Raw genomic sequence first — 25,238 nt, 5'->3', positions numbered from 1 at the left:
AGTGCCTGTGTTATACCGTCTCCAACCGCGCATAGGCGGCGACCAGCCACTTGATACCTTGCCCCTGAAATGCCACCTGCAAACGAGCATGCTCACCGCTGCCTTCCAGATTAATGATGGTGCCTTCACCAAATTTGTCGTGGCGCACCCGCTGGCCTAACGCATAGCCGCTGTCACTTTGGCTAATCGGCGTACCCAAGCGCTGGTGATTGACCGGACGAGACACGCTGGCACGCAGGCGCACTTCCTCCACGCACTCGACAGGCAGTTCACCGACAAAACGCGATGGGCGATGATAGGTTTCTTTGCCGTATAAGCGCCGGCTTTCGGCGTAGGTCAGGGTGAGCTTCTGCATGGCACGCGTCACGCCGACATAGGCCAAACGGCGCTCTTCTTCGAGACGCCCGCCCTCATCCAGCGACATCTGGCTCGGGAACATGCCTTCTTCCATGCCAACGATAAACACCTGCGGAAACTCCAGCCCTTTAGCGGAGTGCAGCGTCATCAGTTGCACCGCATCCTGATAAGCATCAGCCTGCCCTTCACCCGCTTCCAATGCGGCGTGAGAGAGAAAGGCCTGCAACGGCATCAGGTCCATATCCTCTTCCTGATAGCTGAACTGGCGCGTTGCCGTCACCAGTTCCTCCAGGTTTTCTACCCGCGCTTGCCCTTTCTCACCGTTTTCCTGCTCGTACATCTGCCACAGGCCGGAATCTTTGATAGCACGATCGGTTTGCACGTGCAGCGGCAAATCGGCCGTTTCATAGGCCAGTGCCTCCACCAGTTCCAGGAAGCGCTGCAATGCAGAGGCGGCACGCCCTGCCAGCGCTTTCTCTTGCAACAGTGCCCGGCAGGATTGCCACAGCGTCACCTGCCGATCGCGCGCAGTCTGGCGCACCACGTCCAAGGTGCGATCGCCGATGCCACGCGTTGGGGTATTCACCACGCGCTCAAACGCCGCATCATCATTGCGGTTGGCAATCAGGCGCAAATAGGCGAGCGCGTCTTTGATTTCCTGACGTTCGAAGAAGCGCATACCACCATAAATCCGGTACGGCATGCTCTGTTGCAACAAGGCCTCTTCCAGCACGCGCGATTGGGCGTTACTGCGATACAGGATGGCGTTTTCTTTGAGTGCACCGCCATTTTCCTGCCACACCTTGATGCGATTAACCACAAAACGCGCTTCATCCAGCTCGTTAAACGCGCAGTACAGGGAGATGGGATCCCCCTGCGCATCGTCCGTCCACAGGTTTTTACCCAAGCGCCCGCCGTTGTGCGCAATCAACGCATTGGCCGCGGTAAGAATATTGCCGGTAGAGCGATAGTTCTGTTCCAGACGAATGGTTTCGGCTTTGGGGAAGTCATTTAAAAACAGCTGGATGTTTTCCACCTGCGCCCCGCGCCAGCCATAAATTGACTGATCGTCATCACCGACGATCATCACGCTGGCGCTGTCGCCTGCCAGCATGCGGATCCAGGCGTACTGAATACGGTTGGTATCCTGAAATTCGTCCACCAGAATATTGGTGAAGCGTTCGCGGTAGTGGCTGAGGATATGGGGTTTGTTCAGCCACAGTTCGTGGGCGCGCAGCAGCAGTTCGGCAAAATCGACCAGCCCGGCACGATCGCACGCTTCCTGATAGGCCTGATACACTTTTAGCCAGGTCTGTTCGACGGGATTGCCATAGCTTTCGATATGCTGCGGGCGTAGTCCTTCGTCTTTCTTGCCGTTGATGTACCACATCGCCTGGCGTGCAGGCCACTGTTTCTCATCCAGATTCAGCGCCCGAATCAGGCGCTTGAGCAGACGCAGCTGATCTTCGCTGTCCAGAATCTGAAAATCCTGCGGCAGACCGGCATCAAGATGGTGCGCGCGCAGCAGACGGTGCGCCAGACCGTGGAAGGTGCCGATCCACATGCCGCCCTGACTGGTGCCGATCAAATGCTCGATGCGGTGACGCATCTCCGCCGCTGCCTTATTGGTGAACGTCACCGCCATAATGGAATAGGGCGAACACTGCTCAACGGACGTCAACCAGGCGATACGGTGCACCAGCACCCGCGTTTTTCCGCTTCCGGCACCCGCCAGTACCAGAAGATTCCCACGCGGCGCGGCAACCACATCGCGCTGTTTATTGTTCAGGCCATCAAGAAGTTCAGAAACGTCCATCGGTACAGTCATCCGTTAACAGACAAGCAGTAACCCCAGGGGCACTTACTTCACTGGTGATTTATACAGCTAAATTAGCAGAATTATAGCAGCGTTGTGAGCAATGCCAACCGGGAAATTTCCACATGCGGCAACAACCGTGCATCTTCAATCTGCATCAGGTTGCCTTCATGCAGGTTAATCCAGCACGCTTGCAAGCCATTACGCACTGCGCCTGCCACGTCGGTGGTCAAATCGTCACCCACGTGCAAAATCTGCACCGGTTCCACGCCCAGCGCCTGCGCCGCTCGATGATACATATCGCCAAAGGGCTTGGCGCGACCATCCGGTCCCGCGCGCAGGATAAACTGAAAGTAGCGATCCAGCCCGAAGCGGCTGGGATCGGCATTGCCATTAGTGATAGCCACCAGCGGCCAGCGCTGGGACAAGGCGTGCAACGTATCATGGGTTTCTTGCGAAGGCGTAATCTGGCTGCGCCAGTGGGCAAAGTTCGCCATCACCTGCGCTGCACCGCTACTGGCCGTCGCTGCATCCAGCCCCGCCTCACGCAGCAATTGCTCTACTGCCCGGCGACGCCACTCTGTGACATCATGGTATATCTCTGGCTCCTGCTCGCGCAGCGCTTCGCGGATGCGCTGCAAATCGCTGGACTGCACCGCACTCAGAGCAGGGTGAAACGCTTGCAGGAAACGCACCGACTCCTGTTGCGTGCGCCGAATCACGTCACGGTTATCGTACAGCGTATCGTCTAAATCAAACGTCATGGCGGCTATCGGTGCCAGTGGACGGTAAAAGTGCATCATGTCTTCCCTCGTTTGGCACGCGGGTGTGCGGCATCGTACACCGTCGCCAAATGCTGAAAATCCAAATGGGTATAGATTTGCGTGGTCGAAAGATTGGCATGCCCCAGCAGTTCCTGCACCGCACGCAGGTCACCGCTCGATTCCAGCATATGGGTGGCAAAAGAGTGACGTAGCTTATGTGGATGAACGTGGCTGTTCAGCCCCTGCTTGATACCCCATTCGGCAAAGCGCTTTTGCACGTTGCGCATCGAAATGCGCTTCCCCTGCCGCGTAATGAAGATGGCGTCATCTTCCGGGCCAAACAGCTCACGCCGTTCCAGCCACTCGCGCAGCCAGTGCACAGCGGTACGACCCAGCGGCAGCTTACGCTCTTTGCTGCCCTTACCGACTACCCACACTTCGCCGCCGTCCAAATCAACGTGACGACATTCCATGCCGACCAGTTCGGCTAAACGCAAGCCAGCGCCGTACATCACTTCCAGCATGGCGCGATCGCGCACCGCCAGCGGATCGTTGAGATCGATCTCCAACAGGCGATTCACTTCATCCACATCCATGTTTTTCGGCAGATGCCGACCCGCTTTGGGCGCAGAAATACCGCGCGCCGGGTTGGCGGTTAACGCCCCTTGCGCCACCTGCCAATCAAGAAAACTGCGCAGTGCCGAAAGACGCAGCGCCAGACTTGCCGCTTGCAACCCGCCGCGTTTGCTGCGCGCGGCCACTGAGCGTACCCCCGCCGCATCCAGCGTGCGCCAGTCGGTAATGCCCATTTCATCGAGCATGGCGGCAATGGCACCCAGTTGGCGGCAGTAATTTTCCTGCGTCAGTGGGCTAAGCTGGCGTTCCGCTTTCAAATAACGTAAAAACGCGGCGACCGAGGTCAGCAGTGGCGAGGGCAGCGCGGGGTCGCTCATACCCGTTCAACCCAGCGCGCCAGCATGTCCGGCAGCAGGTTGGCCAGATGTTGCAGCAGCACGGTGCCCATGCCGTCTTGATAGTGATGGCTGTCGCGACTGCTGAAAATCACCACGCCCAGTGAGTCGTGTTTTCCCAGCAGCGACAGCGCCACGGAACCCACCTGCCGCGCCTGCGGTAGCAGTAACAGCAACTCCGGCCCGTTCAGGCTGCCAAGATAGTGGTTATTGTCACGCAGACGCTGTATGCGCAGCGGTTCGAACAATGAACGCGACAGCGCCAGATGGGTAAAACGCGAAGGCGCGCTGATGCGCCATTTGTCACTGAACAGGCGGATATCCGCGCCAACCAACCCTTGTTGGCGCGCCCAGCGCTGTAGGCGTTCAAGCAAGTCATGCAGGCCAGTAGCCGCTGACAAATCGGTCTGTAACTCCAGCAGATGACGGAACAACACTTCGTTGCCGCGCGCCTGCTCCATCAACAAGGTGATCTCTTCTTCCAACTGCGCGATGTGGTTCCGCTGACGCGCCAACTGCCATTCCACCAGGGAGACGGTCCCCCGCACCGGGTGCGGGATGTGCATTTGCTCGACCTGCCGCGCATTGCGGATAAAGAAATCAGGGTTCTGTTGCAGGAACTGCAAAATCAGTTCGTCACTCAGTGCGTTCTGGCGTTCTGCCTGTTCCTCGACCTGCTTCATAAATGAATAAATCCATCATAAACATGGGTGGCAGGACCGGTCATATAAAGCGGATGCCCGACCCCTTTCCAATGGATATCCAGATCGCCCCCCGGCAACGAGACGCGAACTTCATCCGCCAATAACCCTTGCTGAATGCCCACCACCACGGCGGCACAGGCGCCGCTGCCGCAGGCCTGCGTTTCACCGGCACCGCGCTCATACACCCGCAGGCGAATGTGGCTGCGATCGACAATCTGCATAAACCCGACGTTGACGCGCTCAGGGAAACGCTCGTGGCTTTCCAGCACCGGACCTAAGGTTTCCACATTGGCCGTATCAACATCGTCAACCTGAATCACGCAGTGCGGGTTGCCCATGGAGACCACGCCGCACAGCACCGTATGATCGTTGGCGCGCAGAATGTAGGTTTTCTCCGCCTTGGCGGCCCGAAACGGCACGCGCTGCGGTTCAAAATCCGGCTCGCCCATGTTCACCCGCACCAGCTCATCATCCGTGACGCTGAGCACCATGCGCCCGGTATGGGTACTCACCGCAATATCGCGCTTGTTGGTCAGCCCTTTGATACGCACGAAACGGGCGAAACAGCGCGCGCCGTTACCGCACTGGGCCACTTCACTGCCATCCGCATTGAAAATACGGTAGTGAAAATCCAGCTCAGGGTCGTAGGGCGGTTCGACCACCAGCAGTTGATCAAACCCCACCCCGCGATGGCGATCCGACAGACGCCGAATCAGCTCAGGCGAAAAATAGACATTTTGCGTAACGGCATCGACAACCATAAAATCATTGCCCAAACCATGCATTTTAGCGAACTGCATTATTCTGACTCCGCTGATGTAACCGGGCGCGGTAATTGCTATCGTGACCTGTTATTCGTGGTAATAAAACATAACCGTGCCGGTTACGGACGCATCGACGGCTTTTGATGCGTATTCTTCTGTGAGTCTGAGGTGTTGGTCGGCTCACCGTTTGGCATATACAGCGGCCCTTTCAGCCCGCAACCCACCAATCCCAGCAGCGTCAGCGCCAGAGAAAATGAACGAAATACCTGCTTCATGTCATTAAGACCTGTCAATCATCTATGCATGCTCTCTATAATCGCAGGTGGATCATGAAAAGCAATAGGAATCGAAAATGAACGACAGTGAGTTTCATCAATTAGCGGATGCGTTAATGTTGACGATCGAAGAAGCGTTGGACGACTTCGACGGTGATGCCGATATCGATTACGAAACCAACGGCGGCGTGATGACACTGAGTTTCGAAAACGGCAGCAAGATTGTCATCAACCGCCAGGAGCCGCTGCATCAGGTATGGTTGGCGACCAAAGCCGGTGGCTACCACTTTACGTATCAGCCAGAAAATGGTCAGAACGAGCAGTGGATCTGCGATCGCAGCGGCGAATCCTTTTTTGCGCTGCTGGCGCAGGCATGCAGTGCTCAGGCCGGTGAGGCCGTCTCATTCGGTTAACGCGGGAATAACGCTCTGTTGCCAGCAAGGACAACCAGAGCGTTACAGCATGTGCAGTCGCTGTTTGATCGCGGGAGAGGCACCTTCTTTGCCCGACGAGAGGTTCAAATGAGACAGCGTGGTGCTGCGAAAAGGAATCACCTGCGCCCGACCCTCTAACTGCACAATCTGGTAGAACTGCGGCAGGTTGAAATTGATAAAGCTGGAGCCGTAGGTAAAGCGGTCGTGGGACGAAGAATAAAAACGGCTCACGTCACGTACCAGCTCTTCCTTACTGCCTTCACAGTGGTGATAAACCTCAACGCGGTTCGATTCATCCAGAATAAAGATATTGAATCCTTGCTCTTCCGGCAGATCTTCAAAGAAGAACTGGATGATCCCTTCACTCGCCACGCCGTCTATTACCGCTGGCAGGTGGATATGGTTGGTCTCCACCTGCGTGGGCAACCCTTGCAGTTTGTTGTTGGAAATCGCGCCGTAAAACTCCACCGCATTTTCCAGCTTCTGCACCGATACGCTCAGGCGTTCGAAGAACAGACCCCAGGTCTGCCCTGCCACTTTAACCGCTTTGAAGCGGCCCGGCTCTTGTCGGGTGCTGGTCAGGCGCAGTTCAATACACTCGGACACCAGTTGCTGCACGCGCGTGCGAATCAAACCGCGCAGGTGCTGGCTGTAGCAGAACACTTCCAACGACTCCGGCAGCGCCGCATCCTGATGCATTTTACCCAAAATGGTTTTCAGCGCTTCCAGCACGGATTGCTCGCCGTTGAAATGCAGGGTTCGCACTTCATTCCACGAATTACGGTACAGCAGGTCAATGCTGCCTACCAGGCACTGCTGCTGCTCGCCGAAACTGAATACGTCCAGATGGCGGAAATCAAAGTGCACCACTTGATTGCGGAATGCCGCCGTTGGGTCGTGCTCCAGATTAACGATGATCGCCAGATGCCGAATTTCACACGGGCTGTACAGCGCCTTAGGCGTTGGAGCCGGTAAACGCAGCGGGAAGTGACAGGAAACGTCATCCACCAATTCACGCAGGCGGGCAATATCGATCTGTTCGCTGCCTTTGATGTGCAGGCGCGTATTCGGGGTCAGCAGTCCGTTAAAATAGGCCCACGCCACCAGCTTGTTCAGGTAGCGGTTATATTCCAGCGGCTGATGGCTGATGATGGCATCCATAGACGGTGCCTGATTGTACAGATACCAGCCGGAGCGGTTGGCGCGGCCCGCCGGAACATAGATAAAGGTCAGATCCGCTTCGGACAGGTCCGGCGAAATTTGCGGATTGAGCAGCGTCACTTTACCCGGCAGCGCTTCAAAGGCGGCATACAGCTTACGCGTCAGCACGCCGATATCCTGCGGACTGGCGCTCACGCTCAGGTTGTTGCGCCGCGCGAAGCGGATCAGGTTGCGATAGGTTTGCATCATCGCATCGAGCAATTCATTGTGCGCTTCACGCACGCGCTCGATTTTCCAGTTGGCGCGGTTATCCAGCATGGCAAGGTGTTCGCTGCTCCAGCCCCACTCTTGCACCAACTGGCTTAGGATCTGCCGCCGCCAGCCTACGCAGGCTTTTTCACGCGACAGTTTTTCGCACACTTTGAGATAAAAACAACGCCGCGCCAGATCGAGGCGCGTCGGGTCTTCAATTTGCGTGAGGTATTCGGTCACCCGATCCAACATCATACAATAGGGATCGAGCCCAAATGCCACGATCTCCCCTTTGTGCAGCCGGGCTTTGATATCCATCGACAGCAAGCGCGCGTCAGGGTATTGCCAGGAATAGGCCTCGAGCAGCAGGGTCTTCAATACCGCTTTATACGGGGAATCGATGCTTTTATACAGTTGCCACAGGCTGGCACCGAAATACTCTTCCGCCGAGAGCGAACTCAATCCGCCCAGATCCAGCCACTCGTTGGGCGCAAGCGCACCCTGTGCATAGAGCGACAGGACGTATTCGTCGTAATGCTCTTCTTCTTCAACCGGCACCATATGCCACAGCAGGCGTTTACCGGCCATGCGCACGGCGGTGCGGTAAAACTCGTCCAGCAACAGGATATGCTGCGTCGAGCCGCAATCTTCGCCGCCCAGGCTGCCGCTTTCATTGTGACGGAAACGGTTCTCGTCAATCAGGAAGAAGCTGACATCCACCCCTTGCGCCGCCGCCCATTGCTCCAGCAGGGTACATTTCTGCTGTAAACGCTGGTGCTCTTCGTGGTCTAGCCAGGATTGGTGGCACACCCAGATATCCAGATCGGAGGAGCAACTCTGGCCGATGGACGAGGTGCTGCCCATGGAGTAAACGCCGGTAATCGGCAATTCACCCTGCGAATTGATGGCGGGGATCTCTCCCCAGCGCAGCTCAATGCTGTCGACATAGCGCTGTTGGTTTTCATCAGGCGTGAAAGTGCACACACCGTGCGGAACCTTACCTTCAAGGTAACCCGGCATGAGCGGATGATGGTGGTGCAATAATACGGGCAGAAGGCGATAAACCTGCTGAAAAGCGGGTTTCATTGCTTCCAGAGCGCGGTCAACTCGCAGTTGGTTGATCGCGTCCAGTCTCTGCTTCAAAGTCTCGATGTAGAAGTACAAGACGGTCCGCCTGATTATCCCAGTGCCTAGAAAAAACCCCGTGTTCCAAACTTATCAGCAATAGAATTAGAGGAGTGACTGATAAGATAGTGCTGGAAACGTGATCAATCTAACACCTTGCTCATTGAGCGTAAAGAAACTAAAGAAAGTTAGCCACTATTAGCTTACTTTCTCTTATTGCCCCTCGCTCTCTGGCATGATTACGCCGCGATCCTCCCACCTCATGGTGAAAACACGCACCTTCCCGTCGCTATCCAGCACCTTCAGCGCCGGAACGCTGACACCTGGGCGTCTCAGTGATACGATGGCGCTAAATGATAAAAACGGTATTAAGCATGGTAGACAACACCCTTAGAATTGCCACCCGACAAAGCCCGCTTGCGCTGTGGCAAGCACACTATGTGCAACAACGGTTGCAGCACTATTACCCTACGTTGCAGGTTGAACTGGTTCCCATGGTGACGCGCGGCGACATCATCCTGGATACGCCGCTGGCTAAAGTGGGCGGCAAGGGGCTGTTTGTTAAAGAGCTGGAACGCGCCTTGCTGGAAGACCGCGCGGATATCGCCGTGCACTCGATGAAAGATGTGCCGGTATCGTTCCCCGACGGCCTTGGTTTGTATACCATTTGTGAGCGTGACGATCCGCGCGATGCCTTTGTCTCGAACCACTATGCCAGCCTGGCCGATCTCCCGCTCGGAAGCTGCGTCGGCACCTCCAGCCTGCGCCGCCAGTGCCAGTTGCGCGCTCGCCGCCCTGACCTGATCATCCGCGATTTGCGCGGTAACGTTGGAACTCGCCTGGGCAAGCTGGACAACGGCGACTATGACGCCATTATTTTGGCCGTCGCCGGGCTGTCACGCCTGAATCTGTCTGAACGCATTCGCACGCCGCTCACCCCGGAAGAGTCGCTGCCCGCCGTCGGTCAGGGTGCGATTGGTATCGAATGCCGGGAAAACGACGCCCGCGTGCGCGAACTGCTGGCACCGCTCAACCATGAACCGACCGCCTGCCGCGTGCTTGCTGAACGCGCCATGAATCTTCGCCTCGACGGTGGCTGCCAGGTTCCCATCGGCAGCTATGCTGAACTCAATGCGGGGCAACTCTGGCTAAGAGCCTTGGTTGGCGCACCCGATGGCAGCAAGATGATTCGCGGCGAGCGCATCGGGCCCGCCAGCGAGGCGGAACGCATGGGTATCGATCTGGCGGAAGAGCTGTTAGCTAACGGCGCACACGCCATTCTGCACGCCGTTTATCAGGGCGCTGGCTCATCATGACCATTCTGGTGACGCGCCCGTCACCGGCGGGGGAGGCTCTGGTGGAACGGCTGCGCAAGCTCGGCCGCGCCGCCTGCCACAGCCCGCTTATCGATTTCTCCCCCGGCAGTGAATTACCTTCCCTGTCAGCACGGCTGGCGGCGCTGCGTGAGGGCGATATGCTGTTCGCGCTGTCGCAGCACGCCGTGCGCTATGCCGCCGCCGCACTCACGCAAGCGGGTTTATCGTGGCCCGCCATCCCGGTCTATTACGCCATCGGACGCACCACCGCGCTGGCGTTGCACCAGGCCGCCTCTCGCGCCGTGGCCTATCCTCCCGAGCGGGAAACCAGCGAAATGCTGCTGCAACTGCCAGAATTACAAAATATTAGTGGCAAAAACGCGCTATTATTACGAGGGAATGGCGGCAGAGAGCTGCTGGCAACCACGCTCGCAGAACGCGGCGCACAGGTCAGCTATTGTGAATGTTATCAGCGCAGCCCGGTCTATTATGATGGGCCGGAACAGAGCCGACATTGGCAGCAACTCGGTATCGATCGTCTGGTGATCACCAGCGGCGATATGCTGCATCAGCTGTATGCGCTGGTGCCGAATTATTATCGCGAATCCTGGCTGCTCCACTGCCAGGTTATCGTTGTTAGCGAACGGTTGGCGCTAGAGGCGCGCCAGCTTGGCTGGCGTGACGTGCTTATCGCGGACAATGCCGATAACGACGCGCTTGTGCGTCTGCTATCGTGACTGCACGGCCAACCGTACAACAAACCAGACCATGGGATGACCCATTATGACGGAACACCATACCCCTTCAACCCCACCGGAAACGGTGACAGAGCGCCCTGATGCCACGTTTTCGTCCTCCGACGCCGCGTCGCAGGATGAACCGCGCCGGGACCGTGCAGGACATGGCCGCGTGCTGGGTGGCGTAGCCATTGCTATCGCTCTGCTGTTAAGCGGGGGCGTGTACTACCTCGGACAGCAGCAGGAGAAACAAAACGCCGCGTCCCTGGCGCAAACGAAGGGCGAGTTGGCGGCGCTACAGCAACAGTATCAGCAGGATAAAACGGCGTGGCAGGCCGCGCTGGCACAACAAAAACAGTGGCAGGACAGCGCCGCGCACCAGTTGGACGTGGTTACGCGTCAATCCAGCGAACTCAGTCAGAAACTGGCCGCCCTTTCCAATCACGATACCAGTACCTGGCTGCTGGCACAGGCGGATTTTCTGGTCAAACTGGCCGGACGCAAGCTGTGGAGTGATAAAGATGTGCTGACCGCGGGCGCGCTGCTGAAAAGTGCCGATGGCAGTCTGGCTGACATGAACGATCCGAGTCTGCTTGAACTGCGCCGCGCGATTGCCAATGATATCAGCGCGCTGGCCTCAGTCGGTCAGGTGGATTTCGACGGCATTATTTTGCGGGTGAATCAGTTAACCGATCAGGTCGACAATCTGCGTCTGGCCGATAACACCCAGGACGATGACGCGCCAATGGATGAAACCGACGGCGAGCTTTCAGCCACCCTCAGCGAATGGCGGCAGAATCTGAGTAAAAGCTGGCACAACTTCATGGCCGATTTTATTACCATTCGCCGCCGTGACAGCAATGCCGAGCCGCTGCTGGCCCCGAATCAGGATTTCTACCTGCGTGAAAACATCCGTGCACGCCTGCTGACCGCCGCACAAGCCGTGCCGCGTCATCAGAACGAGACGTATAAACAGTCACTAGAAGCGGTATCCACCTGGGTTCGGGCTTATTTTGATACCAGCGATCCCGGCACCAAAGCCTTTCTGGAACAGGTTGACAGCTTAAGCCAGCAGCCGGTCTCTCTGGATGTTCCTACTACGCTGCAAAGCCAGCCGCTGCTGGAAAAACTGATGCAAACGCGAGTGCGTAATTTGCTGGCGCAATCGCCTGCGCAGCAACAGGAGGGCTGATCATGCTGAAAGTGCTGTTCTTGTTCCTGATCCTTATTGCTGGCGTAGTGATTGGCCCGATGCTCGCCGGGCGTCAGGGCTATGTGCTGGTGCAAACCGATACCTACAATATCGAAACCAGCGTCACAGCGCTGGCGATCATGCTGGTGCTGCTGTTGGTGGTGCTGTTTGCACTGGAGTGGCTGTTGCGTCGCGTGTTTCGTACCGGCGAGCGCACCCGCGGCTGGTTCCTGGGCCGTAAACGCACGCGCGCCAGAAAACAGACCAAAGCAGCCCTGCTTAAACTGGCCGAAGGCGATTATCTTCAGGTAGAAAAACTGCTGACGCGTAACGCGGATCATGCAGAGCAACCGGTGGTGAACTATTTGCTGGCCGCCGAAGCCGCACAACAGCGTGGTGACGAATTTCGCACCCGACAGTATCTGGAGCGAGCGGCTGAAATGGCCGACACCGATCAGCTGCCGGTAGACATCACCCGCGTGCGCATCCAACTGGCTCGCAACGAGGATCACGCCGCACGCCATGGCGTCGATCGTTTACTGGCATACGCGCCGCGCCATCCTGAAGTATTACGCCTGGCTGAGCTGGCATTCCAACGTACCCACGCTTACGGTGCGCTGTTGGATATTCTGCCTGCCATGCGCAAAACCCAGATCCGTACCGAGGAGGAGGTGGAGACGTTGCGCCAATCCGCTCTGCTCGGCCTGATGGAACAAGCGATGGCGGAAGGCGGCAGTGAAGGCCTGAAGCAGTGGTGGAAAGAACAAAGCCGCAAGGTACGACAAGATTTGCCATTGCAAGTGGCTATGGCCGAGCACCTTATCGCCTGTGACGATCACCACACCGCCCAGCAGATCGTGATCGACGGTTTGAAGCGCCACTACGATGAGCGTCTGGTACTGCTGATGCCTCGTCTGGCCGCAGGCGAACCGGCCGCGTTGGAAAAACTCCTGCGTCAGTTGCTAAAACAGCATGATAACAGCGCGTTGCTGCACAGTACGCTGGGACAGTTAATGCTGAAACAGGGGGAATGGCAGCAGGCCAGCGATGCGTTTGCCGCCGCGTTGGCGCTGCGCCCGGATGCCTTTGATTACGCCTGGCGTGCCGATGCCTTTGACCATCTGCGCCTGCCGGAAGAAGCAGCTCAAATGCGTCGTGAAGGGCTGTTACTCACACTACAAGCCCCGTCTTAATCGCACTCCCCGCTGCCCCACCTTCTGGGGCAGCGCTACCCCACCCGTAAAATCAGCAAAACAGACACGTTTTTGTACTGTTGCGCAGTAAAATGAAACCGGTTTCATTTTAGATAATAAAAGGAGCAGCCCATGAGTACACGATTTCCTCCCGAATTCCTGTGGGGCGGTGCCACCGCCGCCAATCAGGTGGAAGGCGCATACGATGAAGCGGGCAAGGGACTGTCGATTGTGGACACCCTCCCTGGCGGCAAAGCACGCTTAGCCATCGTCGCGTCTGAATCCTTCGATTTTTCGCTGGATACCGAGCGCTATACTTACCCTAACCACAAGGGCATCGATCATTACCACCGTTTCAAAGAAGATATCGCGCTGTTCGCTGAAATGGGCTTCAAGTGTTACCGTTTTTCCATTGCCTGGACCCGTATCTACCCTAACGGCGTGGAACAAACACCTAATGAAGCGGGTCTGGCGCACTACGATGCGGTGATTGATACCTGTCTCGCCCACGGCATCGAACCGGTTATCACGATTTCTCACTACGAACTGCCGCTGCATCTGGCTACCGTCTACGGCGGCTGGAAAAACCGCGCGCTGGTCGGTTTTTTCGAGCGTTTTTCTCGCACGGTGCTTGAGCGTTACGGGCACAAGGTCAAGTATTGGATGACCTTCAATGAGATCAACAGCGCGGCGCATTTTCCGATCATGAGCCAAGGGCTGGTGGTGAAAACCGGGGCTCGGGACGCACAGGCAAAATTTCAGGCATGGCATCACCAGTTTGTCGCCAGCAGTCTGGCAACCAAAATTGCCCGCGAGGTCAATCCCACTATCCAGATGGGCTGCATGATTATTTATGCCACAACCTACGCCTACGACAGCAACCCGGTGAATCAGTTGGCGGCCATGCAACGCACGCAATCCTTCAACTTCTATTGCGCCGATGTGCAAGCCAACGGCAAATATCCCTACTATGCACCACGGTTGTGGGATTCACTCGGCGTCACTCTGGCGATCGAGCCCGGCGATCTTGAACTGCTGGCGAATAATACCGTTGATTACATCGGTTTCAGCTACTACATGTCGACCACCGTGGATGAAACCCACGCGGAGGGAGACGATGCTGAAGGCAATTTACTGGGCGGAACGCGCAATCCGTTCCTTGAGGCCAGCGAATGGGGATGGGAGATCGACCCGATCGGCCTGCGCATCGCGCTGAACCAGCTTTATGACCGGTACGGTAAACCCCTGTTTGTCGTGGAAAACGGATTGGGTGCGATCGATAAACCCGACAGCAACCTCTACGTGGCGGACGATTACCGCATCAATTATCTGCGCCAGCATATTGAGGCGATGGCTGATGCCATTGCTGACGGTGTGACCCTGATGGGCTACACCCCCTGGGGCTGTATCGATTTGGTCAGCATGTCGACCGGCGAAATGTCCAAGCGCTACGGCTTTATCTATGTTGATCTCGATGACACCCTCTCAGGCAGCGGCGATCGTCACAAGAAAAAATCCTTCTCCTGGTATCAAAAGGTCATTGCCAGCCACGGTGAAGATCTCACGCACTAAAAACGGCGCAAAAAAAACGCTTGCCAATAAACGGCAAGCGTTGAATAAGATCAGGTCATAAAAGACTGCAGTTAAGTGCCTCACTCAACGTAATGTCCGAAAAGTCCGATGGTGTTGTGAAACGCAGCAAAACTGCTAACCACAACGTCATCTGGCGGTGGACGATAGGCACCTGTAAACGGCTCTGCATCATTCCCAGGATTATGAAGCCGAAGCAAACATAGAAGGTGGAATGAGCATCTACAGTATTATACTAGCATGAAACGTGCCAGATCGTTGCCATAGTGAAAACAAAAAAAGAATAAAAATTAACTAATTGAAAAATATATAATTTAAAAGTCATCTGGTTGGCACAACGTCCTCATCAGTGACAGCGTCCGCCACGCACGAATGCGCCAACTGTCTCCATATAGAGACACAATGCTAATGCTTATTTCTTTTTGTTTAATTTCAAATATTTATATGTCTCCTAATGGAGACATATAAATATGGCTTCTGTCGCCATTTTCCAACAGTCAGCTGGACTACCCCGCAATAAAGCCATGCAAATCCTGGTGTAACTGTTGCAACGATTTGTCGTCAAGATAAGGCAAGTGCCCCGACTCATACCGATGAAATTGCAGATTAGCGCGCAGTTTTTCCGGCAAAGAGAGGTGATTAAGGTGATATTGCGCGACAAAGTAAGGTGTCGCCAGATCGTAAATCCCCCCGAGCACCATCACTTTCATACGCGGATTCATTTTCATGGTTTCGGACAATGCAGGCAGCAGATTGAAAGAACGGTTTTCTGGCGTCATATTCCAATGGTAAATGGCATTCGAGTCAGAAACATAGTCTTGCAGCGTGTTCACGTTCAATCCCTTTGCCAGATAGTCGCGATACGCCGAAATAAACCCCGAGCCGATAGTCATAACGGGATCGTAATCGCTTCGTGCAGCCATTCTGTCCAGCGAAGCGCCACGGTAGCGACCATCCGTGCGGCTGACGGTGTCGCCCTGCTCTGCCAGCAGTTTTTTGACAAACAGCGGGCCTGAAATGCGCAAATCGGCCTTAACCCACTCGCGCGCGGGTATACCGGTGTAGCGGGCAAGCTGCTCAGCGAGTTCTGCTTTCTGTGATTCTGGCAACAGATTGCCCTGAGCTAACGCCTGAGCATAAGGGCCGAGGGAGAACTGCTCAACTTCAGTCAGCAAATGATCCAGGTTTTCAGCGACGTGTGGTGGCTGCTGATAATAATGGGCGATAGCCGCATAGGTCGGCAGCGCCAGATAATAGGGCTGATCGATGCCGGGGTTGGATTCGGGACGATCGATATCAATATCCTGGCTCAGATACTGCGACAGCAAAATAATACCGTTAACATCCACGTTGTGCTGCACCTTTAGCCGGTTAGCCAGCGCCACCGTGCGTGTGGTGCCGTAGCTCTCACCGAGCAGGTAACGCGGCGCATTCCAGCGCTGATAGCGGCTCAGAAACTGCGTGATAAATTGCGCAAACGCCTGTGCGTCTCCATCAATACTGTAGGCGTCATTCGCCTTTTGGTGCTTCTGTGCCTGCCGCTCCTGAGCATTGGCAGCATGGCTGATAAACTGACCAAACCCGGTGCCCGGCGCATCGATAAAGACCAGATCGCTGACATCCAACAGAGAATAGGCATTGTCGATAACGGGATAAGGCGGCAATACCGGTTTGTCCGGCGTGCTGGTGACCACCCGTTTTGGCCCTAAACCGCCCATATGCAGCCAGACGGAAGAAGAACCCGGACCGCCGTTATAAATAAACGTGACCGGCCGATTCTCCGGCTTCGCCATCTTATCTACCGTCTTGAAGTAAGCCACATAGGACAAGGTCGCGATCGGTTCCTCGGGATCGTCGGTGTTGAGTGCTAATGCGCCCGCTTCGGCATGATAGTCAAGGCGACCCTGGCTAAGTTTCACTTTCCCTTCGCTCACCACCACATCATTCAACGCCTGAGCCTGTTCAGGTAGCGGCGGCGGCGACGCCATGGCAAACGCGGAACTAAAACATAAAGACAAAAATATAAAAACATAACGTTGCAGGTTATTCATGGTATTCCTTTTAGATTACTGTCCTTATGGGAACCATTTGGTTTCCGATGTCCATCCCCTCAATTTCATGCACTGATTGAAAAGGGCCTGACGGCTACCACTATTAACATCCATCACATAACTTTGTGTTTCTGGCCGTTGCCCACTGATATATTTTTCATTTTTACAGTCGTCCTTTTTTCCACACGGCAAATAGTAGGACGTATATTGCGTTCGCTGCGCCACCTCATTTTTCACGGGGAATTTTTCCTCGCTCAGCGCTTCACAGGCACCTTTCGAGATGGTGAAATCATCAGCATTTGCGCTGCTTTTTACCCATTGTGTCGTACAACCAGAAAGCAGAAGCGTGGCAAAAAATAATGTAAATTTAAACGTCATTTCGATTCCTTTTAATACAGATTTCCTACCTTCGGCATAAAATCGTATTATTGGTTCATTCTCTGCATAGCAATTGATACGATCAATGACACATCGTTTAACTTGCGTTTACTATTAAAAAGGGAAGTATCGAGCAACAAATGAAAGGTATTTAGCTGTTTTGTCTAAATAAAAACAGGGATATTCTCTTAATAACGCAAGCGAACGCAACGAGAAGTATGACGGGTATATAAATAGATGCTCCGCGCCGTGAGAACGGCGCGGAGCGAAGCATCAACGAGAAGCCAGTTGTTCCAGGCTCTGTTTCGCCAACTGATGGAGGTAGTGCGCAGTAGGGAACAGCGCACTGTCATCAACGCGGAATTTCGGGTGATGCAGCGCAAAAGGCCCGCCCGAACCGACCATCATGAAGGTACCCGGCAGTTTTTGCTGATAGAAGGCAAAATCCTCGCCAATCGGGCTGGCATCCACGCGACGCGCTTCAAAGCCTTCTTCATCGGCAACGCGCAGGGCAAAGTCCACCCATTCCGGCGTATTGACCACGGACGGTGGCCCGGCGTGCCAGATAAACTCCAGCTCAGCGCCAAAGGTGCTGGCAATGCCTGCCACAATCTGGCGGAAGCGCTGTTCGATCACATCGCGCGCTGCCTGGCTAAAGGTGCGTACCGTGCCTTCCACGTAGGCGGTATCCGGGATCACGTTCCAGGTGCTGCCGCTGTGTACCTGAGTGATTGACACCACGGCGGTATCATCCGCAGGCACCGTGCGACTGATAATGGTCTGCACCGCGCTAATCAACTGGCCGAGAATGATAATCGGATCGTTGCCTTCATGGGGTTTGGCCGCATGGCAGCCTTTGGCGGCAATCTTGATTTCAAAACGGTCCACGCCCGCCGTCAACGCACCGTCTTTGCCTCCCACCACGCCAACGGGCAGCGTTGGGTCGTTGTGAATGCCAAAGATGGCTGCGGCATTATCCAGCGCACCGGTCGCGATCACTTCTGGCGCGCCCAGCCCGGTTTCTTCTGCCGCCTGGAACAGAATGCGCACCGTGCCTTTTAACTCGGACTCGATGCCTTTAAGTAAAATGGCGGCACCCAACGCAGCGGAGGAGTGAAAATCGTGCCCGCAAGCGTGCATCACGCCCTGACGCTGAGAGGTGAATGCCACGCCGGACTCTTCTTCAATGGGCAGCGCGTCGATATCTGAACGTACGATAACCAACGGGCCATCCTGCACGCCGCCGACTTCGGCGACCAGACCGGTTTTCAACGGCAGGTCCAGAATGCGGATGCCTTCCTTCTCCAGCGCGGCGCGGATTTTTTTGGTGGTTTCAAATTCCTGGTTGGATAATTCAGGGTTCTGGTGCAGATCGTGCCGGAACGCCTGAATAAATTGCGCTAATGGCGCATGCTGAGGTGCTGTTTTCACGATGTATATTCTCCACACTGTCCGTGCTTAACGCCGCGGGATGAGCCAGCGTTAAGCAGGGTGTTGTCATTTTAAATAGCGTATATCACCACATCGTCAGATGTCGTATTCCGTATGCTCCGGCATCTTGGTCATCTGGCGTAAGAAACGCTGCGTCTGCGGGTTATCGGAGAAACTGATCACCTGCTCAGCGGGGCCCTGCTCGACGATATGCCCGTCGGCCATGAAAATCACCCGGTCAGCAACCTCTTTGGCAAACTGCATCTCGTGGGTCACGATAACCATCGTGGTGCTGTTTTTCGCCAGATTTTGAATCACTTGCAGCACTTCGTGCACGCGTTCCGGATCCAGCGCCGAGGTGGGTTCATCAAACAGAATGGCTTTCGGATCCACGGCCAGCGCCCGCGCGATACCGACGCGCTGCTGCTGCCCGCCGGACAGCGTCACCGGATACTGATGGGCTTCCGGCAGCAGGCCGACCTGCTCGATAAGCCTGAGCCCGATCTCCTGCGCCTGTTTCTTCGGCATTTTTTTCACAACAATCAGCGCTTCGGTGATGTTTTCCAGCGCGGTTTTGTTTTTGAACAGGTTGTAGTTCTGGAACACCATCGCGGTTTGCTGACGCAGCGCGTAGGCTTCCTTGGTGCTGTAACGACGGGTATCCAGCACGCGATCGCCAATTTCAATCGTGCCGGACTCCGGCTTTTCCAACAGGTTGAGGCAGCGCAGCAGGGTAGATTTACCCGATCCGGATGGCCCGATAATCGCCACCACTTCGCCCTGTGCGATATCAAGACTGATATTGTCCAGCACCACTTTGTCGCCAAAGCGTTTTGAGAGGTTTTTTACACTGATCATGGCGGCGTCTCCTTAGCGCTGTAATGAGTGGTTCAGTTTCTTTTCCAGCCAGTTTTGCAGTCTGGAATAAACGATGATGACCAGCCAATAAATCAGCCCTACCACCAGGAAGGTTTCAAAGAAACGCAGCGATTCTGCGGCGATCATCTTACCTTCAGCAAACAGCTCAGATACGCCCAGCGCAAAGGCAACCGAGGTGTCTTTGATCAGTGAAATAAAGGTGTTACCTGTTGCAGGCAGCGCATTGAGCATCGCCTGCGGCAGCACGATACGGCGATAAATCTGCGAACGATTCATGCCGATCGACAGCCCAGCTTCCGTTTGTCCCCAATCGACCGAGGCCAGCGCGGCGCGGAAAATCTCCGCCATGTACGCCGAGGTTTTCAGGCTGAAACCGATAATCGCCGCCGACATCGCGGTCAAATCGCTCAGCGCCGGGAACAGCTGCGGCAAACCGAAGTAGATAATAAACAGCTGAACCAGCGACGGAATGCCGCGAAACAGCGAGATATAAAACTCAATGACCTTCACCAATACCGTGATCTTGCTTTCCCGCAGCAGCGCTAGCACCAGACCCAGTATCATGGCGAAAATCATGGATACCACGGCTAACAGCAGCGTGGTCGGTAAATAGAGCAAAACCTGAGGAAACACCTTCAACAGGTAAGCAAAATCGATATTCATGAGCAGTACCATTAATGCTTCCACCGGCGCAAGCACCGGTGGAAAAGAGATGACAAAAAGCGCGTCTGTTAGTGAGCTTGCGGTGCGGCGGTAATATCCTCACCGAAATATTTCACGGAAATCTCTTTCAGACGGCCATCAGCGCGCATTTTCGCCAGCTCGGCATTGAACTGCTCACGCAGCTTGTCGCCTTTTTCATCTTTGTGGAACGGGAAACTGACTTCCTCAATCACCAGCGGATCGCCAACCAGTTTGAACGGCAGGTTACGCTTGTTGATTTCGGCCAACAGGATCGGGCGGGAGTTCACGTAGCCTTCCACGCGCTTGGACAACGCATCATTCATTGCGCCATCGCGGGTTTCATAGGTGCGGATGGTCACGCTGCCGTCAGAAAAGGCTTTCTTCAGGTTATTGACGTGGTTAGAGCCCAATACGCCCGCTACGGTTTTGCCTTTCAGGTCATCCAGCGTGTTGATATCGGCGTTGTCTTTGTGCGTAACAATCTGGCTGCCGTAGTAGCTGTAAACATCGGCAAAGTTATACTTTTCTTTGCGCGCCGGGGTAATCGCCACAACGTTGGCCACGGTATCGAGTTTTTTCGCTTCCAACTGCCCCATCAGGCCGCTGAAATCGGCGGTGACCCACTCGATTTTGTAATTCAGATCTTTGGCGATGGTTTCAGTGACTTCAACGTCAAAACCCACCAGCTTGTTATCTTGCTTAAAGCCGCTCGGGTAGCTTTGTCCGGTAGAACCTACGCGCAGCACCGTGCTGGCTTCTCCGCCTGCCGCTGCTTTTTTGTCCTGAGAATCACAGCCAGCCATCAGAAAGGCAGTGGTAAGCGCTAACGCAGACAAAGTCAGTTTTTTCATTATCATGTTCATGCCTCTCATTGGGAATTTTTCTTCTTCCACTGGTGATAACCATCCTGGTCCAACACTTTTTCCATATAAATCGTCAGGTGGCCTTTACCCAGATTCGCCTGCCCGACTTCGTTAAAACCGTAATGCTTATACATGTCGATAAGCCAAGGATGGCTCTGTGCCGTGCCCAAAGAAACCGCAGGTGCTTTCAGTTGCCCAATCAGCACCGTTTCTTCCAGCCACTGCATCATCTGGCGGCCAAACCCCTGCCCTTTGTAGTCCGGGTGGGTGGCGAACCACCCCAAGTGCGGCAAACCATACGGGCCCGGCTCCGGTCCCCAAGGGTAACGGATGCTAAAAGACGACACCATCACGCCGTCTTTTTCCAGCGCATAGACACCGTGGCGCGTGATATGGCGACGCACCCTATCGATATCCGCCTCAGCCGCAGCAAAGTGAATGCCCAGTTGGCGAATCGGTTCATAGGCCGCCAACGCCAACGCCAGAAACGCTTCGTCATCTTCCAGCGTGAGCTGGCGAAAAACCATACTCATGTTTGACGCTCACTTACGCTGGCAGCAGGCCAGAGTTGTCGGCATAACGAATCACTTCATCCACTTTTTGCGGTGCGCTGCCCAAATAGTTGACCGGGTTCAGCCACGCGTCAAGTTCCTGTGCGGTAACCTGCGCCGACAGCACCGGATCTTCCAGCAGTACGTCTTTAAAGTGACGATCCTGTTCAAACGCCTTCATGGAGCACTCGTACACCAGATGGTGCGCGGTTTGTTTGCCCATGCGTTTGCCAATTTCAAACATCACTTTCTCAGAGAGCAACAGGCCGTTTTGCAGTTCCAGGTTCGCCAGCATCTGCTTTTCATTGACCGACATACCGCGCAGGATACCCAGCGCATTCTGCAACTGTGCAGAGAGGTAAATGTTCACTTCCGGCAGTGCGATCCACTCGGCGCGCCAGCTCATGGCGTCACGCTCGTGCTCCACTTTCATGGATTCATGAATCAGCGATGCGCTTTTGAAAATGGGTGCGGTCAGGCTGGCTAGCCCTTCCAATGCCGCCGGGTTACGTTTGTGCGGCATGGTGGTGGAGCCAATTTTCCCTGCCGAGAACGGCTCTTCAACTTCGTTGATTTCCGTGCGCATCAGGTTATACAGTTCGTTGCCGATCTTGCCGAGCGTGCCGCTGATCAGCACCACCACGGAGGCATATTCGGAGAAGCGATCGCGCGCAGACTGCCAGCCAATATTCGGTGTGCCCAGCCCCAATTTATCCAGCGTCAGGCGCTCAATCTGCGGTCCCAGTTCGCCAAACGAGGCATAGGTGCCAATCGCGCCGTTCACGTTACCCACCAATACGCGGGCTTTGATCTCTTTCAGACGCTCCAGATGGCGAACAAACTCATCCAGCCACACCGCCAGTTTAAAGCCAAACGTGGTCGGTAACGCCTGCATGCCGTGGGTGCGCCCCGTCATCGGCGTATGCTGATACTTCTTCGCCAGCCGCTTCAACTCAACTGCCATCAATTGCGTGTCGCGCTCAACAATGGCAAAGGCCTGTTGTAATTGCAGCACCGTGGCGGTATCCACGATATCTTGCGTGGTCACGCCATAGTGAATGTATTCGCCCGCGTCGCCACACTGCTTTTGAATCGCGGTGATGGTGGGCATCAGGGAGTGCTTCATACGGACCGCGTCCTGCGCGATCTCTTCCACATTCAGTGCGCTTGCATCCGCTTTCGCGGCAATGGTTTGTGCCGCGTCGGCCGGGATAACGCCCAGTTCGCCTTCGGCCAGCGCCAACGCAATTTCAACGTCAACCTGCTTCGTCAGGCGGTTATGTTCTGACCAGACAGCACGCATTTCGGGCGTGCCAAAGTTGTTCCCGATGAGGAGAAAATCAATGAGATGTGATGCCATAGCTTACTCGTTCGTTGGATGTGTCAGGCGGGATTTTTGTCGTCGTTCTAATCTTGGGAATATAGCATGCGACAAATCGGCCCCTATATATCTTCTGGATCTATCTTATATTCAGAAGATAGGAAGAGAGATCCTTTACCACACATCCAGACATAACGCTATATTGATATCCATCACACTCTGCAAAACCGCATTACTTGCTGTATTGCGTGGTTAATACGGCCCGTTGAATCACCTCTGGCGCTAGCGAAAACGGCAGCAGCGCGGCGCTGGCAGCAGGAAATTTAAAGCTGCGGGACAGCGTGTCAGCCAGTTCGGCATAGCGCGCTTCCGCCACCGGCAAGCGTGCGGGGGCATCATAGCGCTGCAACTGTGCCAGCAAATCGGGATCGACCGAACCGTCGCCGCGCGCCACTAGCGACTGCACCCGCAGGCCGTAGCCCACTTTTTCACCGTGCAACCAGTCATGCAGTTCAGGAACGTGCGTCATACGATTATGAATTGCATGAGCCACGCCCGGCGAGGGTGAATCATCGCGCATGCTGTTTGCCAGTCCGGCCAGCGCGATATTGGCATCAATCACCTTTTGCAGCGCCACAGTCACCCGCTGTTCGGCATTGTCTCTCAGCGCCTGCTCGCCCCATTGTACAAAGGCATCGCGGGCGAGCGTCGCCACCTGAACCTTGAGGCTCAGCGCCAAATTATCTCCGTTCTTCGCCAGATAGGGCTGAAATTCATACCATTTAGCCAGCGCATCGACGATCCCGGCTTTCAGATAGCGCACATCGCTGCGGGCAATCACGTCGCTATCCACCAGCACCATCACCGGCATGTGTTGCAATACCTGCGTTCCCTGATGCCCACCCTGTTCATCATACAGGATGCTGATCGGGGACCAGGCCGCACAGGTAGCGGCAATGGTCGGCAGGGTGATCGCCTGTCCGTTCTCCAGCCCGTCAGCGACCGCTTTGGCGCAATCCATCACGCGTCCACCGCCAACACCGAGGACGACATGCATACCGCGCTGAGCTATCTCATGCTGATGATGTGCAATCGCCTCACGCGTGCATTCCCCTTCCAGCAGGTACACCTCAAACTGGACGTCGGACTGCGTCAAACTGGTGGAGAGTGCACGTTCCACCGCGGCCCAGGCGCGTGGACTGGTTAATACGGCAATGTGGCGCGAAAACGGCGCGATCAGTTCACCGACACGTGAAAGCAGGCCAGACTGGTGGTGATAAACACCGGAAGATTTGATGGCAAACACGGTAATCCCTTGATTTTCTACGCTGTGCCAACTCTTGCGCACAGGCTATAACTTGTAATAGTAAAAGCCTGCCAGCAGGTTGTAACCGAGCAAATGGTGATAAGATATAACGTGATGATATAAATTCCTGTTTGTTTTGAATGATATAGTTTTTCAAATAAACAACGCTCCCTCACTTCCCCTCAATGTGCATCCCACTGTTGTTAGCCTGCCATTACCCTCAGGGCTGATGAGCGCGTTGCAAATTTTTAACCCGATTTCGTTTTAAACCAGGAACGTTGAAACAGGAACCCCATGATGAAAATCCAATTGACCCGCCACGTCAGTGCCGCGCTGCTGACCCTGATTGCCGCCGTGACGCTGGCTGGCTGCGATAATAACAAGAGCGCGGAAACGCAGAGTAAGGTGCTGCGGGTGGGCACTACGGGCCAAAGCTTCCCGGGTTCTTACAAAGAGAACGGTACGCTGGTAGGTTATGACGTGGAAGTGGCAGAAACCATCGCCCACGAACTGGGCTACCAGATTACCTGGACTACTGCCGATTTCAGCGGCCTGATGGGCCAGTTGGAAGCGGGGAAACTGGATACCGTCGCCAATAATTTCGTGAAAACCACCGAGCGCCAGAAAAAGTACAACTTCACTGACGCTTACCTCACCTATGCGTCGCAAATCGTCACCAGCGTTGAGAACAAAGATATTCAATCGCTGGACGATCTCAAGGGCAAAACCGTATCCGGCGTTTTAGGCTCGACCCACGTAACCAACCTGCGCAATGCCTTTCCCAACAATGACGTCACCATCCGCACCTATGAAACCCGCGACGGTGCGATGAATGATGTGATCAACAACCGCGTTCAAGGCTACGTCAATTCCCGCCCCATCCTGTTAGCAGAGATTAATAAACGCCACCTGCCGCTGAAACTGGTGGGTGAACCCATCTCCAATGAGCAGGTCACGTTCCCGTTTGCCAAAACGGCGGAAGGCGACAAGTTATTGGCGGAATTCAATCAGAAGCTGCAACAACTGCGCCAGAGCGGCCAGTTAAAAGCGTTGGCGGAGAAGTATTTCGGCAGTGATAAGGTGCTGGAAGGCGGTAAAGCGGAATAAGCGGTTTTCGCCCTCG

23 protein-coding genes are annotated in these 25,238 nt (G+C 55.1%); 7 read left to right on the top strand and 16 right to left on the bottom strand.

What is annotated here, in order from left to right:
- Nucleotides 1–10 precede the first annotated feature (10 nt).
- The 6 genes from uvrD to lptM form a co-directional block, all read right to left on the bottom strand.
- Entirely contained in the window at nucleotides 11–2,173 is a 2,163-nt protein-coding gene (gene uvrD / locus J5069_RS20365) for a DNA helicase II (protein WP_264645574.1), read from the bottom strand.
- Between the two features lie 83 nt (nucleotides 2,174–2,256).
- Nucleotides 2,257–2,973 carry a 5-amino-6-(5-phospho-D-ribitylamino)uracil phosphatase YigB gene (yigB, locus tag J5069_RS20360; protein WP_264645725.1) on the bottom strand — a complete coding sequence of 239 codons (717 nt, stop codon included), beginning with the start codon at nucleotides 2,971–2,973 and terminating at the stop codon, nucleotides 2,257–2,259.
- The gene (gene xerC / locus J5069_RS20355) at nucleotides 2,973–3,890 is read right to left on the bottom strand and encodes a tyrosine recombinase XerC (RefSeq protein WP_264645573.1); all 918 of its coding nucleotides are present in this window, start codon (nucleotides 3,888–3,890) and stop codon (nucleotides 2,973–2,975) included. Before xerC ends, yigB begins: the two co-directional genes overlap by 1 nt.
- Nucleotides 3,887–4,591, bottom strand: coding sequence for a DUF484 domain-containing protein (locus tag J5069_RS20350; protein WP_264645572.1), 705 nt, complete (start codon nucleotides 4,589–4,591; stop codon nucleotides 3,887–3,889). Before J5069_RS20350 ends, xerC begins: the two co-directional genes overlap by 4 nt.
- Nucleotides 4,588–5,412 (bottom strand): diaminopimelate epimerase, encoded by an 825-nt coding sequence (dapF, locus tag J5069_RS20345; RefSeq protein ID WP_264645571.1) that lies wholly within the window; start codon nucleotides 5,410–5,412, stop codon nucleotides 4,588–4,590. The genes J5069_RS20350 and dapF overlap by 4 nt, the downstream gene beginning before the upstream one ends.
- Before the next feature lie 83 nt (nucleotides 5,413–5,495).
- A complete protein-coding gene (gene lptM / locus J5069_RS20340) occupies nucleotides 5,496–5,651 on the bottom strand; it encodes an LPS translocon maturation chaperone LptM (protein ID WP_319801690.1) in 156 nt (51 codons plus the stop codon).
- Nucleotides 5,652–5,728: 77 nt separating this feature from the next.
- Here lptM and cyaY point away from each other — a divergent pair, with 77 nt between their 5' ends.
- Complete coding sequence (gene cyaY, locus J5069_RS20335) at nucleotides 5,729–6,064, top strand: iron donor protein CyaY (RefSeq protein ID WP_264645569.1); 336 nt, start codon at nucleotides 5,729–5,731, stop codon at nucleotides 6,062–6,064.
- Between the two features lie 42 nt (nucleotides 6,065–6,106).
- Here cyaY and J5069_RS20330 read toward each other — a convergent pair whose 3' ends face one another.
- Nucleotides 6,107–8,662: a class I adenylate cyclase gene (locus tag J5069_RS20330; protein WP_264645568.1), complete on the bottom strand. Its 2,556-nt coding sequence runs from the start codon at nucleotides 8,660–8,662 to the stop codon at nucleotides 6,107–6,109.
- Nucleotides 8,663–8,997: 335 nt separating this feature from the next.
- On the opposite strand from J5069_RS20330, the gene hemC reads away from it, so the two are divergent.
- The 5 genes from hemC (at nucleotide 8,998) to J5069_RS20305 (ending at nucleotide 14,633) form a co-directional block, all read left to right on the top strand.
- On the top strand, nucleotides 8,998–9,939 hold the full coding sequence (gene hemC, locus J5069_RS20325; RefSeq protein WP_264645567.1) for a hydroxymethylbilane synthase: 942 nt from the start codon (nucleotides 8,998–9,000) through the stop codon (nucleotides 9,937–9,939).
- Nucleotides 9,936–10,676, top strand: a complete 741-nt coding sequence (hemD, locus tag J5069_RS20320; RefSeq protein ID WP_264645566.1) for a uroporphyrinogen-III synthase — start codon at nucleotides 9,936–9,938, stop codon at nucleotides 10,674–10,676. The genes hemC and hemD overlap by 4 nt, the downstream gene beginning before the upstream one ends.
- Before the next feature lie 46 nt (nucleotides 10,677–10,722).
- The gene (gene hemX / locus J5069_RS20315; protein WP_264645565.1) at nucleotides 10,723–11,868 is read left to right on the top strand and encodes a uroporphyrinogen-III C-methyltransferase; all 1,146 of its coding nucleotides are present in this window, start codon (nucleotides 10,723–10,725) and stop codon (nucleotides 11,866–11,868) included.
- Nucleotides 11,869–11,870: 2 nt separating this feature from the next.
- Nucleotides 11,871–13,061, top strand: a complete 1,191-nt coding sequence (hemY, locus tag J5069_RS20310; protein WP_264645564.1) for a protoheme IX biogenesis protein HemY — start codon at nucleotides 11,871–11,873, stop codon at nucleotides 13,059–13,061.
- 132 nt (nucleotides 13,062–13,193) lie between these two features.
- Nucleotides 13,194–14,633, top strand: coding sequence for a glycoside hydrolase family 1 protein (locus tag J5069_RS20305; RefSeq protein WP_264645563.1), 1,440 nt, complete (start codon nucleotides 13,194–13,196; stop codon nucleotides 14,631–14,633).
- Between the two features lie 524 nt (nucleotides 14,634–15,157).
- Here J5069_RS20305 and J5069_RS20300 read toward each other — a convergent pair.
- The 9 genes from J5069_RS20300 to J5069_RS20260 form a co-directional block, all read right to left on the bottom strand.
- Entirely contained in the window at nucleotides 15,158–16,702 is a 1,545-nt protein-coding gene (locus J5069_RS20300; RefSeq protein ID WP_264645562.1) for a S10 family peptidase, read from the bottom strand.
- A gap of 24 nt (nucleotides 16,703–16,726) precedes the next feature.
- On the bottom strand, nucleotides 16,727–17,080 hold the full coding sequence (locus J5069_RS20295; protein WP_264645561.1) for a hypothetical protein: 354 nt from the start codon (nucleotides 17,078–17,080) through the stop codon (nucleotides 16,727–16,729).
- 273 nt (nucleotides 17,081–17,353) lie between these two features.
- A complete protein-coding gene (locus J5069_RS20290; RefSeq protein WP_264645560.1) occupies nucleotides 17,354–18,511 on the bottom strand; it encodes a M20 peptidase aminoacylase family protein in 1,158 nt (385 codons plus the stop codon).
- A gap of 96 nt (nucleotides 18,512–18,607) precedes the next feature.
- On the bottom strand, nucleotides 18,608–19,369 hold the full coding sequence (locus tag J5069_RS20285) for an amino acid ABC transporter ATP-binding protein (RefSeq protein ID WP_264624868.1): 762 nt from the start codon (nucleotides 19,367–19,369) through the stop codon (nucleotides 18,608–18,610).
- A 12-nt stretch (nucleotides 19,370–19,381) separates the two neighbouring features.
- Nucleotides 19,382–20,053: an amino acid ABC transporter permease gene (locus J5069_RS20280; protein WP_222161225.1), complete on the bottom strand. Its 672-nt coding sequence runs from the start codon at nucleotides 20,051–20,053 to the stop codon at nucleotides 19,382–19,384.
- Between the two features lie 68 nt (nucleotides 20,054–20,121).
- Nucleotides 20,122–20,931 carry an amino acid ABC transporter substrate-binding protein gene (locus tag J5069_RS20275; RefSeq protein ID WP_264645559.1) on the bottom strand — a complete coding sequence of 270 codons (810 nt, stop codon included), beginning with the start codon at nucleotides 20,929–20,931 and terminating at the stop codon, nucleotides 20,122–20,124.
- 11 nt (nucleotides 20,932–20,942) lie between these two features.
- Entirely contained in the window at nucleotides 20,943–21,470 is a 528-nt protein-coding gene (locus tag J5069_RS20270; RefSeq protein WP_264645558.1) for a GNAT family N-acetyltransferase, read from the bottom strand.
- Nucleotides 21,471–21,483: 13 nt separating this feature from the next.
- Nucleotides 21,484–22,848, bottom strand: coding sequence for an adenylosuccinate lyase (gene purB, locus J5069_RS20265; RefSeq protein ID WP_264645557.1), 1,365 nt, complete (start codon nucleotides 22,846–22,848; stop codon nucleotides 21,484–21,486).
- Between the two features lie 193 nt (nucleotides 22,849–23,041).
- A complete protein-coding gene (locus J5069_RS20260; protein ID WP_264645724.1) occupies nucleotides 23,042–24,115 on the bottom strand; it encodes an iron-containing alcohol dehydrogenase family protein in 1,074 nt (357 codons plus the stop codon).
- Between the two features lie 297 nt (nucleotides 24,116–24,412).
- Here J5069_RS20260 and J5069_RS20255 point away from each other — a divergent pair, with 297 nt between their 5' ends.
- Nucleotides 24,413–25,222, top strand: a complete 810-nt coding sequence (locus tag J5069_RS20255; RefSeq protein WP_264645723.1) for an amino acid ABC transporter substrate-binding protein — start codon at nucleotides 24,413–24,415, stop codon at nucleotides 25,220–25,222.
- The last annotated feature ends 16 nt before the right edge of the window (nucleotides 25,223–25,238 follow it).

Source organism: Candidatus Symbiopectobacterium sp. NZEC127, from assembly GCF_025962675.1.
Taxonomy (GTDB): domain Bacteria; phylum Pseudomonadota; class Gammaproteobacteria; order Enterobacterales; family Enterobacteriaceae; genus Symbiopectobacterium.
This window is presented reverse-complemented; position numbering and strand designations above follow the sequence as displayed.